This window comes from Pseudarthrobacter raffinosi (assembly GCF_023913735.1).
Lineage (GTDB): Bacteria > Actinomycetota > Actinomycetes > Actinomycetales > Micrococcaceae > Arthrobacter > Arthrobacter raffinosi.
Window position 1 is genome coordinate 150,088 of record NZ_JAMXBH010000008.1, and the last position, 15,780, is coordinate 165,867.

Annotated in this window: 13 protein-coding genes; 7 read left to right on the plus strand and 6 right to left on the minus strand. The window is 65.8% G+C overall.

The window, feature by feature from the left end:
* Positions 1-5 precede the first annotated feature (5 nt).
* Both NG698_RS09315 and glyA read right to left on the minus strand, forming a co-directional pair.
* Positions 6-1,226, minus strand: a complete 1,221-nt coding sequence (locus NG698_RS09315) for a sarcosine oxidase subunit beta family protein (RefSeq protein ID WP_252609413.1) — start codon at positions 1,224-1,226, stop codon at positions 6-8.
* Entirely contained in the window at positions 1,223-2,620 is a 1,398-nt protein-coding gene (glyA, locus tag NG698_RS09320; protein WP_308293024.1) for a serine hydroxymethyltransferase, read from the minus strand. Before glyA ends, NG698_RS09315 begins: the two co-directional genes overlap by 4 nt.
* A gap of 158 nt (positions 2,621-2,778) precedes the next feature.
* Here glyA and NG698_RS09325 point away from each other — a divergent pair, with 158 nt between their 5' ends.
* A complete protein-coding gene (locus NG698_RS09325; RefSeq protein ID WP_252602951.1) occupies positions 2,779-3,450 on the plus strand; it encodes a GntR family transcriptional regulator in 672 nt (223 codons plus the stop codon).
* Between the two features lie 111 nt (positions 3,451-3,561).
* Here the strand turns inward: NG698_RS09325 and hxlA are convergent, their stop codons facing one another.
* Positions 3,562-4,185: a 3-hexulose-6-phosphate synthase gene (hxlA, locus tag NG698_RS09330; RefSeq protein ID WP_252602949.1), complete on the minus strand. Its 624-nt coding sequence runs from the start codon at positions 4,183-4,185 to the stop codon at positions 3,562-3,564.
* Positions 4,186-4,243: 58 nt separating this feature from the next.
* Positions 4,244-4,846, minus strand: a complete 603-nt coding sequence (gene hxlB / locus NG698_RS09335) for a 6-phospho-3-hexuloisomerase (protein WP_252602946.1) — start codon at positions 4,844-4,846, stop codon at positions 4,244-4,246.
* A gap of 130 nt (positions 4,847-4,976) precedes the next feature.
* Between hxlB and NG698_RS09340 the strand changes: the two genes are divergently transcribed.
* Positions 4,977-6,251: a helix-turn-helix transcriptional regulator gene (locus NG698_RS09340; RefSeq protein ID WP_252602944.1), complete on the plus strand. Its 1,275-nt coding sequence runs from the start codon at positions 4,977-4,979 to the stop codon at positions 6,249-6,251.
* Positions 6,252-6,287: 36 nt separating this feature from the next.
* Positions 6,288-7,100, plus strand: coding sequence for an IclR family transcriptional regulator (locus NG698_RS09345; RefSeq protein ID WP_252602942.1), 813 nt, complete (start codon positions 6,288-6,290; stop codon positions 7,098-7,100).
* Positions 7,101-7,169: 69 nt separating this feature from the next.
* Here NG698_RS09345 and NG698_RS09350 read toward each other — a convergent pair whose 3' ends face one another.
* A complete protein-coding gene (locus NG698_RS09350; protein ID WP_252602940.1) occupies positions 7,170-8,306 on the minus strand; it encodes an aromatic ring-hydroxylating oxygenase subunit alpha in 1,137 nt (378 codons plus the stop codon).
* Between the two features lie 83 nt (positions 8,307-8,389).
* The gene (locus NG698_RS09355) at positions 8,390-9,619 is read right to left on the minus strand and encodes an NAD(P)/FAD-dependent oxidoreductase (protein WP_252602938.1); all 1,230 of its coding nucleotides are present in this window, start codon (positions 9,617-9,619) and stop codon (positions 8,390-8,392) included.
* Positions 9,620-9,867: 248 nt separating this feature from the next.
* Here NG698_RS09355 and NG698_RS09360 point away from each other — a divergent pair, with 248 nt between their 5' ends.
* From NG698_RS09360 to NG698_RS09375, 4 genes are all read left to right on the plus strand, one after another.
* Positions 9,868-10,218 carry a bifunctional 3-phenylpropionate/cinnamic acid dioxygenase ferredoxin subunit gene (locus NG698_RS09360; protein WP_104060247.1) on the plus strand — a complete coding sequence of 117 codons (351 nt, stop codon included), beginning with the start codon at positions 9,868-9,870 and terminating at the stop codon, positions 10,216-10,218.
* Between the two features lie 146 nt (positions 10,219-10,364).
* Positions 10,365-12,218 (plus strand): BCCT family transporter, encoded by a 1,854-nt coding sequence (locus NG698_RS09365; protein ID WP_252609451.1) that lies wholly within the window; start codon positions 10,365-10,367, stop codon positions 12,216-12,218.
* Between the two features lie 9 nt (positions 12,219-12,227).
* Positions 12,228-13,211, plus strand: a complete 984-nt coding sequence (purU, locus tag NG698_RS09370) for a formyltetrahydrofolate deformylase (RefSeq protein WP_252609415.1) — start codon at positions 12,228-12,230, stop codon at positions 13,209-13,211.
* A 36-nt stretch (positions 13,212-13,247) separates the two neighbouring features.
* Entirely contained in the window at positions 13,248-15,755 is a 2,508-nt protein-coding gene (locus NG698_RS09375) for a GcvT family protein (protein ID WP_252609417.1), read from the plus strand.
* Positions 15,756-15,780 lie beyond the last annotated feature (25 nt).

Genomic DNA, 15,780 nt, shown 5'->3' on the forward strand with positions numbered 1-15,780 from the left:
GGCGGCTAGTGGGCGACGGCGGCTGCGCCGTGTTCGTCGATCAGGGCGCCGGTTTCGAAGCGTTCCAGCGCAAACGGCTTGTTCAGCTTGTGCGGGGTTCCGGTGGCGATGGTGTGCGCGAAGGTGAGCCCGGCGGCCGGGGTGCCCTTGAAGCCGCCGGTGCCCCAGCCGCAGTTCACGAACATGTTCTCCACCGGGGTGGTGCCAACGATGGGGGAGGCGTCCAGGGTGGTGTCCACGATGCCGCCCCAGGTCCGGAGCACGTGCGCCCGGGCAAAGATGGGGAAGAGTTCGACGGCGGCAGCCATCTGGTGCTCGATCACATGGAAGGAGCCGCGCTGGCCGTAGCCGTTGTAGGAGTCCACGCCGGCTCCCATGACGAGTTCGCCCTTGTGGGCCTGGGAGACGTAGACGTGCACGTGGTTGGACATGACCACGGTGGGGTGGACGGGTTCGTGCAGTTCGGAGACGAGTGCCTGGAGCGGGTGGGACTGGATGGGGAGCCGGAAGCCGGCCATTTCCGCCAGGACCGAGCTGTGCCCGGCGGCGCAGAGGCCCACTTTTTCGGTGTTGATGGTGCCCTGGTTGGTTTTTACGCCCACCACGCGGTTGCCGTCCTTGACGAAGCCGGTGACTTCGCAGTTCTGGATGATGTCCACGCCGAGCTCGTCGCACTTGCGGGCGAAGGCCCAGGCCACGTGGTCGTGCTTGGCGATGCCCGCACGCGGCTGGTACGTGGCTCCCATGACGGGGTAGCGGATGTTGTCGTTGATGTTCAGGATGGGGCAGAGTTCCTTGACCTGCTGCGGATCCAGCCATTCAGCGTCCACGCCGTTGAGCTTGTTCGCACCGACACGTCGGATGCTTTCGCGGACGTCACCCAGGGTGTGGGCGAGGTTCATCACGCCGCGCTGGCTGAACAGGAAGTCGTATTCGAGCTCCTCCGGCAGGATTTCCCAGAGCTTGAGGGCGTGCTCGTAGATGGCCGCGCTCTCGTCCCAGAGGTAGTTGGAACGGATGATGGTGGTGTTCCGGGCCATGTTGCCGCCGGCCAGCCAGCCCTTTTCCAGGACGGCGATGTTGGTCATCCCGTGGTTCTTGGCCAGGAAGTAGGCGGTAGCCAGGCCGTGCCCGCCGCCGCCCACAATCACGGCGTCGTAGGAGGACTTGGGCTCCGGGTTCCGCCAGAGGAAATCCGGGTGTTCCGGGAGCTGTTGGTTGCTCACTGGGCTGCTCCAATCAGGTCTGTATCGAGTTCGGTGAAGGCGGCGATCTCGGCGCCGCTGCCGTCCTGGGAAAGATGCTCGTAAAGCGGGAACTGGCCGGCCAGGGCGGTGACCCGGGCTCGGAGTACGACGGCGGCGTCGTCGCTGAGGCGCGCACCGCCGGAGGTGCCGTCCCCGGCGTCGTTGTTGGCAGTGCCAGTGACGGCGGCGATGAGCGCCGTCGCGATGATGTCCGCAACTTCGGCGAACTCCACGGCGCCGAAGCCCCGGGTGGCGAGGGCCGGCGTGCCGATGCGGAGTCCCGAGGACACCATCGGCGGGCGGGGATCGAACGGTACAGCGTTGCGGTTCACCGTAATGCCGATCCGGTGCAGCGCGTCTTCGGCCTGCTGGCCGTCCAGTTCCGAGTGGCGGAGGTCCACCAGGACCAGGTGCACGTCGGTGCCGCCGTTGACCACGGAGATGCCGGCCGCGGCGACGTCGTCGCGGAGGAGCCGTTCGGCCAGCAGCTTGGATCCTTGCAGGACGCGTTCCTGGCGTTCCTTGAATTCGGGGGTGCCGGCGAGTTTGAAAGCCACGGCCTTGGCGGCGATGACGTGCTCCAGCGGGCCGCCCTGCTGGCCGGGGAACACGGCGCTGTTGATCTTGCGGGCGTACTGTTCCTTGGCGAGGATGACTCCGCCGCGCGGGCCGCCGAGGGTCTTGTGTGTGGTGGTGGTGACCACGTCGGCGTAGGGGACCGGGTTGGGATGCAGCCCTGCGGCGACGAGGCCGGCGAAGTGCGCCATGTCCACCATGAGGTAGGCGTCCACGAGGTCGGCGATCCGGCGGAACTCGGCGAAGTCGAGCTGGCGGGAGTAGGCGGACCAGCCGGCGACGATCAGCTTCGGGCGGTGTTCCAGGGCCAGCGCCTCGACCTCGGCCATATCGATCCGGAGGTCCGATTCACGCACGTGGTAGGGGACCACGTTGTAGAGCTTGCCGGAGAAATTGATCTTCATGCCGTGGGTGAGGTGGCCGCCGTGGGCCAGGCTCAGGCCCATGATGGTGTCGCCCGGGTTCAGCAGGGCGAACATGGCGGCGGCATTGGCCTGGGCGCCGGAGTGCGGCTGGACGTTGGCGAATTCGGCGCCGAACAGGTCCTTGACGCGGTCGATGGCGAGCTGCTCGATGACGTCCACGTGCTCGCAGCCCCCGTAGTAGCGCTTGCCCGGGTAGCCCTCGGCGTACTTGTTCGTCAGGACGGAGCCCTGCGCCTCCATAACGGCGGACGGGGCGAAATTCTCCGAGGCGATCATTTCCAGTGTTGACTGCTGGCGGACCAGCTCATTGTTAATGGCCTGCTGGACCTCGGGATCGACTGCGGAAAGTCGCTCGTTCAACTGCTCAACCACGGTTGCTCCTTTGAAATACCACTGTTGTTATGACTGATATATCAGTGTGAGGTCAATGGTATGATTGGGATCACAGCAGAGTCAATAGCTGGAACCAAAGTGGCATGGAGCTTCCGCTTGTAAGTCGGAGCCTGAAAAGTGAAGAACGGAGTGGCGCCTTGAATGCACTTCTTGCCTTGCCCCCCGCGGAGGGCGAAGCGCCATCGCAGGCAGAGGCCGCCTACCGGCAGCTGCGCGACAAGCTGATCATGCTGGAGATCCGGCCGGGTGAGCCCATCAACGACGGGCAGCTGGCGGCCGAGCTCGGTTTCGGCCGCACTCCCGTGCGTGAGGCGATCAAGCGGCTTGAGGTAGACCATCTGGTGGTTTCCTATCCGCGCCGCGGGACCTTTGCCACCAATGTGGACTTCACGGAGCTCGCCGACGTCTCGGAGATCCGGGAGCTGCTGGAGCCGCTGGCCGCGCGGCGGGCGGCCAAAAGGGCAAGCGAGTCCATGCGCCGTGAACTGCTGCAGGTGGCCGATGCCATCGCGGAGCTGGATCCCAGCCCGGGGGAGTCCCGGGACCTGATGCGCTACGACCTGACCGTGCACCGGCTGATCTATAAGGCGGCCGCCAACCCGCACCTGGAAGACACGCTGATCCGCTACGACAACCTGGCCACGCGCATCTGGTGCCTGGTCCTGGACAAGGTGCCCTCGGTTAGTGGCCACATCACCGAGCATGTGGAGCTGCTCAAGGCGGTGGCCGCGGGGGACGCCGACAAGGCCGGCGAACTGGCCCTGCACCACGTCACCAGCTTTGAGGAAACCATCCGCAAGGTGCTCTAAGCCGAACCGGAACGCTCTCTCACTTTCTGCACACAAGACCGAATCCCTCTCTCACCGGTTGAGAGAGCGTTCCCTAAATTCCTGCGTTAAGTGAGAGAGCGTTCTGGAGGGCTAGATGATGGCGGCGCGCAGCTCCTTCGCTGCCAGGGCGGGGTCGTCGGCGCTGTAGATGGACCCGCCGACGACGGCTACATCCGCCCCGGCGCGCTGCACGGCTTCGATAGTGGAGATGTTCACTCCGCCGGCCACGGAGAACGGCACGCGCGCTTCCTCCCCGGCGCGGAGGAGCACGTCCAGGTTGTAGCCCGGTTTGGCCTGCTCGTCCAGTCCGGCGTGGAACTCGATGAACTTGGCTCCGAGGGCGCGGGCTTCCCTGGCGCGGGTCACCTTGTCCGCCACGCCGATCAGGTCCACAACGATGCCCTTGTTGTGGGCCTTCGCTGCCTTGACCGCGCCGGCGATGGTGGAATCGTCGGCGCCGCCGAGGACTGACACCAGGTCTGCACCCGCGCTGAACGCGATGTCAGCCTCGAGTTCGCCGGCGTCCATGGTCTTAAGGTCGGCGAAGACGATCTTGTCCGGGTGGGCGGTCTTGACGGCGGTAACGGCGGACAGTCCGGCGTTCTTCACCAGCGGCGTTCCGAGCTCAATGATGTCAACGTATTCGGCAACCTTGCCGGCGAGGTCGAGGGCGGCTTCGACGGTCAGGACGTCCATGGCTACTTGCAGTTTCATGTGGGTTCTTCTTTCGGGTGGGGACGGATTTCGGTGGAGAAAGGTGGGCCGGTGCGGGCTATTCGAGGTTCGCGTGGCGCTGCCAGAGGTCTTCCGGTGACGCAGCATCCTCGTCCCAGAGGCTTTGGAACACCGCCTCGGTGGTGGTGAACAGCACCTGCTCAAAGAGGCTGCCCGAATATTGCCGGGACACCGCCGAGCCGTGGTCAGTCTTTTGGGCGGCGGGGATAAGTACGACGGCGATAGCAACGGCCGCGAGCGGGGAACCGGAGCTTGTGGTGTAGGCAGCCACCCGGGCACCTCGCGCGGCCGCGGTTTCCGCCGCCGTGACAACGCTTGCGGTGCTTCCGGAGCCGGAAGCTGCCAGCAGCAGGTCGCCGGTGCGGATGGCGGGTGCCGTGGTCTCACCGACGACGTGCACCGTCAGGCCGAGATGCATGAGCCGCATGGCCGCCATCTTCAGGACAAGGCCGCTGCGTCCGGCGCCGGTCACGAAGATCCTGTCGGCCAGCCTCAGCTCGGTGACGAGGGCTGCGACCTGCGCCGGGTCAACGCGCCCTGACACTGCACTGATCTCGCCCAGGACCAGAGCCCGGTTCCGGTCAAAAGCCTTGGACGTTCCGGTCAGGCCGGCTGGACTGGTTTCTGCGGTGACACTCATTGGCGGCAGCCTCCTTCGTTTGCGACTCCTCCATCCTGTCCCGTCCGTTGAGTTGGGCCAACGCCATCATCGGACAGTCCTGCCCACCCAAACGGGTAGGCGGCGTCCAGTGCACCCGTAAACTGGGCAGGTGGATACGTCTTATGGAGTCCTGCTCGAAGCCATCACCGCGCTGTCCGCCGCCCCGCTGGCCACCATCGCGCAGCGGCTGCGGGAGGCCACCCTTCCCTATCTCGGTAGCAGCGCCCTAGTCATCTTCACCGAGGACTGCACTGGACGGCCCCAGAAGAAGGCCGGCGACGAAGCCATCATCAGCAGGGTTTCCATCGCCGAACTGGACCACATCCGGGCGCTACTGGTCCGAGAATGCCCGAACGGCGAGTCCTGGAGCGGAGAGGCGCTGATCGGCGGGGAGGTGCGTCCTGTCCTTGCCCTGTCCTCACCCAGCAACGCGCTGCTCGTCCTCGCCGATCCGCAGCCCGTACCGGACCCCGCCGGCCAGGAGGCAGAGCGGCTCGTCCGCTATCTCTGGACCCTGGCCGCCGAGCGGATCCGTGAAAAGGTGGCCGATGCGCCGCCGTCGTACCTGATTGAATCCCGCGCGGCGTCGGCCGAACGCTTAAGGGTGACCGCCGAACTGGTGGACCGCCACTCCACCACCTTGGAAACCGTGCTTGCCGCGCTGAGATCGCCTGCGCTGAGTGACGACTTGGCGCGGAAGTCCGCCACCGACGTCGCCGCGCGGGCACTCGTAGCGCTACGCACGCTCAGCGACCGCACCACGGAACTCGTGGAGGAACCCGTCGCCACCGCGTTCCAGCGTCTCCGCGAGGACCTCAAGCCACTGGTGAACTTCAGCGGCATCGACGTCCAGTTCATCGAGCCTCCCGTCAACGGCCGCGCCCTGCCCGGCGAAGTGGCCCATGCTGCCAGGGCGATCGTCCGCGGGCTGGTCCTGGCCATGATGGACCAGGCCGGAGTCCGCCGGATCCGCACGCAGTGGGATTGCGACGGCGAGAACCTCCTGGTCAACGTCCGCGACGACGGTCCCGGCGAACTGTCCGCGGCGACGCCTTCCATGGCCCGCCTAACCCGGCGCGTCGAAGCCCTGGACGGCACCATGTCGGTGGACGTGATGCCCGGCTGGGGCGCCGACGTCGCCGTGTCCATCCCGCTCGACCCGCCGGCGAGGCAGCTGGCCGACGTCTCCGACTGGAAGCTCGGGAACCGCGAACTGGAGGTCCTTCAGCTGCTGGCATCAGGCCAGCGGAACCGTGCCATCGCCGCGAAACTGCACATCAGCGAAAACACGGTGAAGTTCCACCTCCGCAACATATACCGGAAGGTGGGCGCCTCGTCCCGCACCGAAGCCATCGCGATGGCCCACAGCAACGGCCTGCGCTGATTTCGCCAAGCCGCAAACTACTTGAGAGTATGGACCATGGCATCCAACAATGACCGAGATCCCGACGCCGATGCGGACTCAGGCCAGCACGGCGGCGTCCAGTCCGTGGACCGGGCCCTAGCGGTCCTGGAGATCCTGGCCCGCGACGGCCACGCCGGCGTGAGCGACATCGCCGAAGAGATGGGCATCCACAAATCCACTGTCTCCCGGCTGCTGGGTTCGTTGGTAAGCCGGGAAATGGTCCACCAGAACAGCGAGCGGGGAAAGTACCAGCTGGGCTTCGGCATACTCCGGCTGGCAAGCTCCATCCCCGGCCGGCTCAGCCTGGTCCGCGAAGCCCGGCCAGTGCTGGAAGGCCTGGCGGACGAATTCAAGGAGACGGTGAACCTCGCGGTCCTGCGCTCCAACTACGCCGTCAACGTGGACCAGGCCATGGGGCCGTCAACGCTGGCAACGTATGACTGGGTGGGCAGCCTGACACCGCTGCACGCGACGTCGAGCGGCAAAGTCCTGCTGGCGGCGCTGCCCGCGGACGAGCGGGACCGCGTCCTGAAGGAGACCGGGCTGCCGGCCCGGACTCCGCGGACCATCACCAACCGGAAAGAGCTCGAAACCCAGCTGCTCGACGTCGCCCGTGACGGCTATGGCGTGGTGCGGGAGGAATTCGAAATCGGGCTCAACTCGATGTCAGTGCCCGTGTTGAACCATATGGGGGCGGTCATCGGTGCAGTCAGCATCTCCGGGCCGGCCTTCCGCTTTGATCCGGAAACGGCGCCCGGACTCATCGAGGCACTGAAGCAGGCGGGGCTACAGATCAGCGCCAAGATGGGCTACACCGGGACCCGGTGATCTAGCCTCTAGCCGGGCTGCGGTACTCCGCGCTAAGCGACGGCGAAGGGCCGCAACCCGGCGCTTCGCTTAGGCGCGCGGGACGACGTCCCCAACCTTCCCCTGTACCCAGTCGTGGAACGCTCCGATGTGGTGCTCGCTCGGCACCAGGACGCCGCCCTTGGCGTAGACCTTCGAGCCCATGGCCGGCTGGCAGCGCTCGCAGGCGTCGAAGTCCTGCTGGTTGACACGGTGGAACAGTTCCACCGAGGCGCTGACGTCCTTGCCGCTCTCCACGACACTGGGCAGGTACAGCCAGTCGCATTCCACGATGGTGTGGTCCGCGGCCATGGGGAACATGCGGTGGATGATCACGTGGTCCGGGACCAGGTTCACAAACACCGTGGGCTTGATGGTGATGGCGTAGTAGCGGCGGTCCTGGCCCTCCTCGATTCCCGGAATCAGGTCGAGCCCCTCGGAGCCATCGATGGTGAAGCCCTTGACGTCCTCACCGAACTCCGCGCCGTGCCCCACGAAGTACTGCGCAGCCAGGCCGTCCGCGAACTCCGGCAGGACCTCCGTCAGTTCCGGGTGGATGGTGGCGCAGTGGTAGCACTCCATGAAGTTCTCAATGATGAGCTTCCAGTTCGCCTTCACGTCGTAGCGGATGCGGCGGCCCAGGCTGAGGTTGGCCACATCATAGCCCTCGATCGCCTTCAGGTCGCCGAGCCGCTCCTCGATGGCGCCCATTACGTCCACTTCGAAAGACGGCGGCTCGTCCGCCAGGCACACCCAGACGTAGCCCAGGTATTCGCGGATGTGGACCTTCACCAGGCCGTACTCGTCGCGGTCGATATCCGGCATCTTGGTCAGGTTGGGCGCCGCGATGAGCTTGCCCTCGAAATCGTAGGTCCAGGCGTGGTACGGGCACTGGAATGAGCGCGCCGCTTCACCCTGCTCCTCCATGCACAGCTTGACGCCGCGGTGCCGGCAGATGTTGTAGAAGGCGCGGATCCCGCCCTTGCGGGTGCGGCTGATCAGCACGCTTTCCCGCCCGATCTGGACGGTCCGCCAGGCGCCCGGCTTGTCCAGGTCGGCCGAGCGGATGGCACAGAACCACATCTGCTCGAAGATCCGCTCCTGCTCTGCGCGGAACACGCCCTCATCCACATACGTGTGGCCGGGAAGGGTGGGGATCAGACTCGGGGCACTTACCTCAACAGACAATTTGTCCTCCTAACGAACAAAGATCAACTAACAACACAGGCCATAACGCGGGGTTTCAGGTTTGTAGCGGCGGAGCAGGGTTTTCAGGACACGACGGCGGCCCCCACGAGTCCGGGAACGTCCAGCCGGACGGGTGCTGCCACGCCGGGTGCCGCGGCAGGTGCCGCGAGGCTCCGTCGCCACTTGGTAAACAGCCGCGGCTGGTTCATGCCGAGGACCGCCACAGCGACATCATCGCGGTAGTAGACGGCGAGGCAGCAGTGCGCGTTGACGTCGCCCACTTCGATCTCCACCCGGTCGTAGCCGGCGGAACGGCCGGCGAACTGCAGCTTCACGCCGTACTGGTCGGACCAGAAATAGTGCGGCTTGGCCGGGCGGGGCGCGGCGTCGGCATCCAGGAGTGCTTCGACGGCGATGGCGGCACGCTCCAGGGCGCCGGTCCAGTGTTCAATCCGGCGGTGCGTGCCCGTTGCCTGGTCTAACCAGGCGGCGCAGTCGCCCACGGCCACGATTCCCGGCATGCCGGTCCGTCCCATGGCGTCGCACAGCACGCCGCCGCGCAGCTCCAGGCCGGAGCCCTCCAGCCAGCCGGTGTTGGGCTCGGCTCCAATGCCAACCACGACGACGTCGGCGGCCACGTAGCGTCCTCCGGCCAGTCGGATTCCGGTGACGTTGCCTTCGCCGCTGTAGAAGTCCTCGATCACGGCAGAGGAAATGAGCTCCACTCCGTTGACGGCGTGCAGGCCGGCAACCACGCCGCCCATCTCGGTTCCGAGCTGCGCGGCGAACGGCACGGGCTTGGTGTCGATCATGGTCACTTCCATGCCCCGCGACGCGGCGGCTGCGGCAACTTCGGCGCCGATGAAGCCGGCACCGATCACGGCCATCCTGCTTCCGGGCACCAGCTCGGGGGCAAGGCTCTGTGCGTCCGCGAGCGTGCGGAGCGTAAAGACATTGCTGAGACCGGCCAGCGTGGGCAGTCGCCGCGCCCTGGCGCCCGTCGCGATCACGATGCCGTCCGACTGTATGGTGCGGCCGTCCTTAAGGTGGATGGTCCGGGACGACGCATCCAGGGAAACGGCCTCGGCACCCAGCACCCACTCGGCCGCCAGCTCGTCGGCGTCGGTCTCCAGGAAGAGGTCGTCTGCCGAGATCGCGCCGAGCAGGAAGTCCTTGGACAGGGGCGGGCGGTCGTACGGCCGGTGGGGTTCATCGCCGATGATGACCAGCCGTCCGGTAAAGCCTTGGGCGCGGGCCGCCCGGGCGGCGGAAAGGCCCGCCAGGGAGGCTCCGATAATCGCAAGCGTCTGCATCAATACAGCCTCTTTCAATTGCTTCTTACGCAACAACAATCGCTATATGCAACAGCGTGATCTATGCCACGGTCGCTGTCAAGGGTGGAATGTCAGGAAGTCGGGAGCCTGCAACAGAAGAGAAAACCCTTGACAAGCGCTGTGAGCTGGAGCACTCTGTTGCTTATTGCGATTGCTGTTGTTCAATGCGGAACTTAGCGGCCATCGCGGCAGACACAAGGGTCCCCGAAGAAATAAGAGGTCCACCCATGCACAAGGCATGCCCGCTCAGTGAATTGGCTCCCGGGGAAGCGCTGCGGCTCAATACGTCGCCGCCTATCGCCGTCTTCCACACCGAGGAAGGCGAGCTCTTTGCCATCGACGACACGTGCACCCACCAGGACGCCTCGCTGGCGGACGGCTGGGTGGAGGACTGCTGGGTGGAATGCCCGCTGCACGCCTCCAGGTTCAACCTGCGCACGGGGAGCGTCGACGCGCCGCCGGCCAAGCTGCCGGTGCGCTCCCACGAAGTAACAGTGATCGACGGCGACATCATGATCACCGAATCCACGGAGGTCCCCAACCTTCCCCCCGGCCTGACAGTGGACGGCCACGTCTAGCACCAGCCCATGCATCCGAACAAAAGGACTTGCTCATGGCTTTGAACAGCGACACCCGCGCGGTCAACGAAATCAGCGTTGACACAGACTCCCTTCCGATAACTGTCCAGGATCAGCTCGCCGAGGCCGAGGACACCGAGCAGATCATGCACGAACTCCGCCAGGCCCGGTCCGAACAGGCGGTGACAAACCGCCGGAACCGTAAGCTCACCCTCGACAAGGCCACCTTCGGCATCACCGGCGCCCTCGCCCTGGCGTTCGTGGCCTGGGGCTTCCTCGGGCGGGATAGCCTGTCCGCCACCTCAACACTTGCCCTGAACTGGGTCATGGAGTACACCGGCTGGCTCTTTATGGTCCTGGCATCATTGTTTGTTGTCTTCGTCCTCTGGCTGGCCCTTGGTAAATGGGGCAACATCCCACTGGGCAAGGATGGCGAAAAACCCGAGTTCAAGACAGTCTCCTGGGTCTCCATGATGTTCGCGGCAGGCATGGGCATCGGCCTGATGTTCTACGGCGTAGCGGAGCCGCTCTACCACTACATCTCCCCGCCGCCCGGAACCGTGGACGGGAGTACTCCCGCAGCCATCCAGACGGCCATGGCCACCTCCATCTTTCACTGGACCCTCCATCCTTGGGCCATGTACGCCGTCGTGGGAATTGCCATGGCCTACGGCACCTACCGCCTGGGCCGCAGGCAGCTGATCTCCGCAGCGTTTACTTCGCTGTTCGGCATCAGGACTGTGGAAGGGCCTGTGGGGAAGTTCATCAACATCCTCGCGATCTTTGCCACGCTCTTCGGCACGGCCGCTTCCCTCGGCCTAGGTGCACTGCAGATCGGCAGCGGCCTGACATCGAACGGCTGGATCGGCGAAATCGGCACCCCCGTCCTGGTGGCTATCGTCGCCATCCTGACGGCCTGTTTCGTTGCCTCGGCTGTCTCCGGCATCAGCCGCGGCATCCAGTGGCTGTCCAACATCAACATGGTCCTGGCCGTGATCCTGGCGCTCATCGTCTTCATCGCCGGGCCAACCCTGTTCATCCTCAACCTCATCCCCGCCGCAGTAGGAGACTACGCCAGAGATCTGGCCGAAATGTCCTCCCGCACGGAGGCCGTCGGTGACGAGGCGTTGCGCAAGTGGATGTCCGGCTGGACCATCTTCTACTGGGCTTGGTGGGTATCCTGGACGCCTTTTGTCGGCATGTTCATCGCCCGGATCAGCCGGGGTCGAACGATCCGCCAGTTCGTTACCGGCGTCCTGCTGGTCCCCAGCATCGTCAGCGTCATCTGGTTCGGAATCTTTGGCGGAACCGCCTTCCATGTCCAGCAGGAAGCGGACAAGGCGGGCACGCCCGGCCTGGTGTCCATGGCTAACGGAACGCCTTCCATATCCTTCGACGGCGCCCTCTTCGACCTGGTAAAGAACATGTCCATGCCTGCCTGGCTGACCACGGCGGTCATTATCCTGGCCATGGTCCTGGTGGCCATTTTCTTCATCACCGGAGCCGACTCGGCGTCGATCATCATGGGGTCACTGAGCTCCAATGGGTCCTCCGATCCGAAACGAGGCCTCGTGATTTTCTGGGGCCTCCTCACCGGTGCCGTGGCGGCGGTCATGCTGCTGGCCGGCGGCGACGAGCCCTCGGAAGCACTGTCCGGTCTACAACGCATCACCATTGTGGCGGCGCTGCCGTTCGTTCTGGTCATGCTGCTGCTGTGCTTCGCCCTCGTCAAGGACCTGCGCCGGGACCCAATGTCCCTCAGGCGCCGGCTGGCGGACTCAGTGGTAGAACGTGCCATCCGCGAGGGCGTAGACCAGCATGGGGGAGTCCAGTTCGACCTGGTGACCAGGCATGAGTGCGGCGGACGTTGTTCAGCCGACACACGGTGCCCCGGCGACGCCACGAACGGCGATGACGCGAACGGTCACCCCGCGGCCGACGATGCCCCAGACAGCCATTCCGCAACCGGCGGCTCCACCAAGCCCACGCCGGCACTCTAGGAGACAATCGTGACCACCATCATTGAAAGCCGCCCCCCGCGCAGCGTCACGGCCGTAGCGGGTGCCGCGACGGCCGCCGCCAAAACCCGTCGCGCCGAATTTGTCCTCACCCTGTCCTGCCCCGAACAGCCCGGCATCGTCCGGGCCGTGACGGCCTTCCTGGCAGACCGCGGCTTCGACATCGTGGAGCACCAGCAGTTCGACGACCACGTCAGCGGCAATCTGTACCTGCGCACGGCCTTCACCGGCGGCTCCGGCGCCGGCGACCGGGCCCGCCCGGATCCTTGTTTGGGCGGGCTCGACCAGCGGAACCCCAGCACCGCGGAGAGCCTCACCGCAGAGTTCGCGCCGACGGCCCACGAATTCGGGATGGATTTCAGCATCCACGACGGCAGGCCGCAGCGGCTGCTGGTGATGGTCTCGAAGTTCGGGCACTGCCTGAACGACCTGATTTTCCGCTGGCAGGCGGGCAGCCTGGGTGCGGAGATCGCCGTCGTGGTTTCCAACCACGAGGACCTGCGCGCCATGGCCGAATCGGCTGGGCTGACGTTCATCCATGTCCCGGTGACGGCGGGCACTAAACCTGAAGCGGAGGCCCGGCTGCTGGAACTCGTGGCCGAGTACAACGCGGACCTGGTGGTCCTGGCCCGCTACATGCAGGTGCTGTCCAACGACCTGTGCACCAGCCTGCGCGGCCGGGCCATCAACATCCACCATTCGTTCCTGCCCGGCTTCAAGGGTGCCAAGCCGTATCACCAGGCCTACGACCGCGGCGTGAAGCTCGTCGGGGCAACGGCGCACTACGTGACGCCCGACCTCGACGAGGGCCCCATCATCGAGCAGGAGGTCTTCCGGGTGGACCACAGCCTGGATGCCGAAGCCCTGGTGACCGTGGGTAGGGACGCCGAAACGCAGGCCCTGTCCCGCGCCGTGAAGTGGCATTGCCAGCACCGAGTCCTGCTCAACAACACCCGCACCGTCGTATTCCGCTAACGCGAACACCCTCCAAGCCAAACAGGAGAACCACTTATGAGCGCATCACCACGCGTTGTCATCATCGGCGCCGGCATCGTCGGCACCAACCTCGCGGACGAACTCGCCACCCGCGGCTGGACCAACATCACCGTTGTGGAACAGGGGCCGCTGGAGCTGGCCGGCGGTTCCACCTCGCACGCCCCCGGCCTCGTCTTCCAGACCAACCCGTCCAAGACCATGACGGAATTCGCCAGCTATACGGTGGACAAGCTGCTCTCCCTCAGCGCCGACGGAGTGCCCTGCTTCAACCAGGTGGGCGGGCTTGAGCTTGCCACCACCGAGGCCCGGCTCCAGGACCTCAAACGCAAGCTCGGCTACGCCACCTCCTGGGGTATCGAAGGCCGGATCATCGACCCCGACGAGTGCGAGAAGCACTACCCGCTGCTGAACACCGGCGCACTTGCCGACGGGCGCCGCGTCCTGGGCGGCCTTTACGTCCCGAGCGACGGCCTGGCCCTCGCGGCCCGCGCGGTCCAGCTGCTGATCAGCCGCGCACGGCAGGCAGGCGTGACATTGCTCGGCTCCACCGCCGTGACCGGGATCGAACAGGCAGGCGGCAAAGTCACCGGCGTCGAAACAGCCGACGGCGTGATCCCGGCGGACATCGTGGTGTCCTGCGCCGGCTTCTGGGGCCGCGAACTCGGCAAGCTGGTGGGACTGAAGGTCCCGCTGCTGCCGCTGGCGCACCAGTACGTCAAGACCACGCCGCTGAACGAGCTGCGCGGCCTCAACGATCTTCCCAACGGGGCCAGCAAGCCCATCCTGCGTTACCAGGACCGCGACCTGTACTTCCGTGAGCACGGTAGCCGGATCGGCATCGGCAGCTACGCACACAAGCCGATGCCCGTGGACATGGACCAGCTGCCCCGCGTTGGCGCGGAGGAGATGTCCGATCACCGTATGCCTTCCCGCCTGGACTTTACGCTGGAAGACTTCGCACCCGTCTGGGAGGACTGCCAGGACCTGCTGCCGGCCCTGCACGCAACCCAGATCAATGACGGCTTCAACGGCATTTTCTCCTTCACCCCGGACGGCGGACCGCTCATGGGCGAGTCGCCCGACGTCGGGGGCTTCTTTGTTGCCGAGGCGGTCTGGGTTACGCACTCGGCCGGCGTGGCCAGGGCGATGGCCGAGCTGCTGATCGAGGGCCAGTCCCGCACGGACCTGCACGGCTGCGAGCTCAACCGTTTCGAGAAGGTCCAGACGTCCGACCAGTACGTCAGCGAAACGTCGCAGCAGAACTTCGTGGAAATCTACGACATCCTGCACCCGCTGCAGCCCAAGGAATCTCCGCGGGACCTGCGCGTCAGCCCGTTCAACGCGCGGCAGAAGGAACTCGGGGCGTTCTTCCTGGAGTCCGCCGGCTGGGAGCGTCCGCACTGGTTCGAGGCCAACCGCGGCCTGCTCGAGGAGCTGCCGGCGGAATGGCAGGCGCCGGAGCGGGACGAGTGGGCGGCGATGTTCCATTCCCCCATCTCCGCGGCCGAAGCATGGAGGACGCGCACCGCCGTCGGGCTTTACGACATGACGCCGCTGAAGCGGCTGGAAGTCAACGGGCCGGGCGCCCAGGCGCTGCTGCACCGCCTGAGCACCGGCAATATCGCCAAGAAGCCGGGTGCGGTTACGTACTGCCTGCTGCTGGCGGACGACGGCGGCATCCGCAGCGACGTGACGGTGGCCCGGCTCGCGGAGGAACAGTTCCAGCTGGGTGTAAACAGCAACGTGGACTTCGACTACCTGCGCGTCGAAGCCAGGAGGCAGTCAGCCGCGGATCCGGCCCAGTGGGTCCACGTCTCCGACATCACCGGCAGCACGTGCTGCATCGGGCTGTGGGGACCGCTGGCCCGCGAGGTGATCGGGAAAATCAGCGCGGACGACCTCAGCAACGACGGCCTGAAGTACTTCCGGACCAAGGAAATTTCCGTGGGCGGCATCCCCGTCACGGCCATGCGGCTCTCCTATGTCGGTGAGCTTGGCTGGGAGCTGTACACCACTGCCGAGTACGGGCTGAAGCTGTGGGACCTTCTGTTTGAGGCAGGGCAGGAGCACGGCATCGTCGCGGCCGGGCGCGGCGCGTTCAACAGCATGCGGCTCGAGAAGGGCTACCGGCTGTGGGGCGCGGACATGACGTCGCAGCACCAGCCCTACGAGTCCGGCCTGGGCTTCTCGATCGCCAAGGACAAGACGGGCTTCGTGGGTTGGGAGGCGCTGGCCGCACGCAAAGAGCAGCCCGCCACGCGGGCGCTGCGGTGCCTGACGGTCGACGACGGCACGTCCGTTGTGCTGGGCAAGGAACCCGTGTACGTCAACGGCGAGCCTGCCGGGTACGTCACCAGCGCTGCGTACGGCTATTCGGTGCGCAAGCCGATCGCGTACGCCTGGCTGCCGGCGTCGGTCTCTGTTGGGGACTCGGTGGAGGTTGAGTACTTCGGGAAGCGCATCGCCGCGACCGTCACGGCCGAGCCGCTGTTCGATCCCGGCATGGAGCGCCTGCGCGGCTGAGCAAAAACCCCGGGGGTTACCGCCT

Bases quoted from the DNA above. Each gene is read 5' to 3' on its own strand.
- hxlA (WP_252602949.1), bottom strand. From the start codon at position 4,185: ATGAAACTGCAAGTAGCCATGGACGTCCTGACCGTCGAAGCCGCCCTC.
- NG698_RS09345 (WP_252602942.1), top strand. From the start codon at position 6,288: ATGGCATCCAACAATGACCGAGATCCCGACGCCGATGCGGACTCAGGC.
- NG698_RS09360 (WP_104060247.1), top strand. From the start codon at position 9,868: ATGCACAAGGCATGCCCGCTCAGTGAATTGGCTCCCGGGGAAGCGCTG.
- NG698_RS09355 (WP_252602938.1), bottom strand. From the start codon at position 9,619: ATGCAGACGCTTGCGATTATCGGAGCCTCCCTGGCGGGCCTTTCCGCC.
- NG698_RS09375 (WP_252609417.1), top strand. From the start codon at position 13,248: ATGAGCGCATCACCACGCGTTGTCATCATCGGCGCCGGCATCGTCGGC.
- NG698_RS09365 (WP_252609451.1), top strand. From the start codon at position 10,365: ATGCACGAACTCCGCCAGGCCCGGTCCGAACAGGCGGTGACAAACCGC.
- hxlB (WP_252602946.1), bottom strand. From the start codon at position 4,846: ATGAGTGTCACCGCAGAAACCAGTCCAGCCGGCCTGACCGGAACGTCC.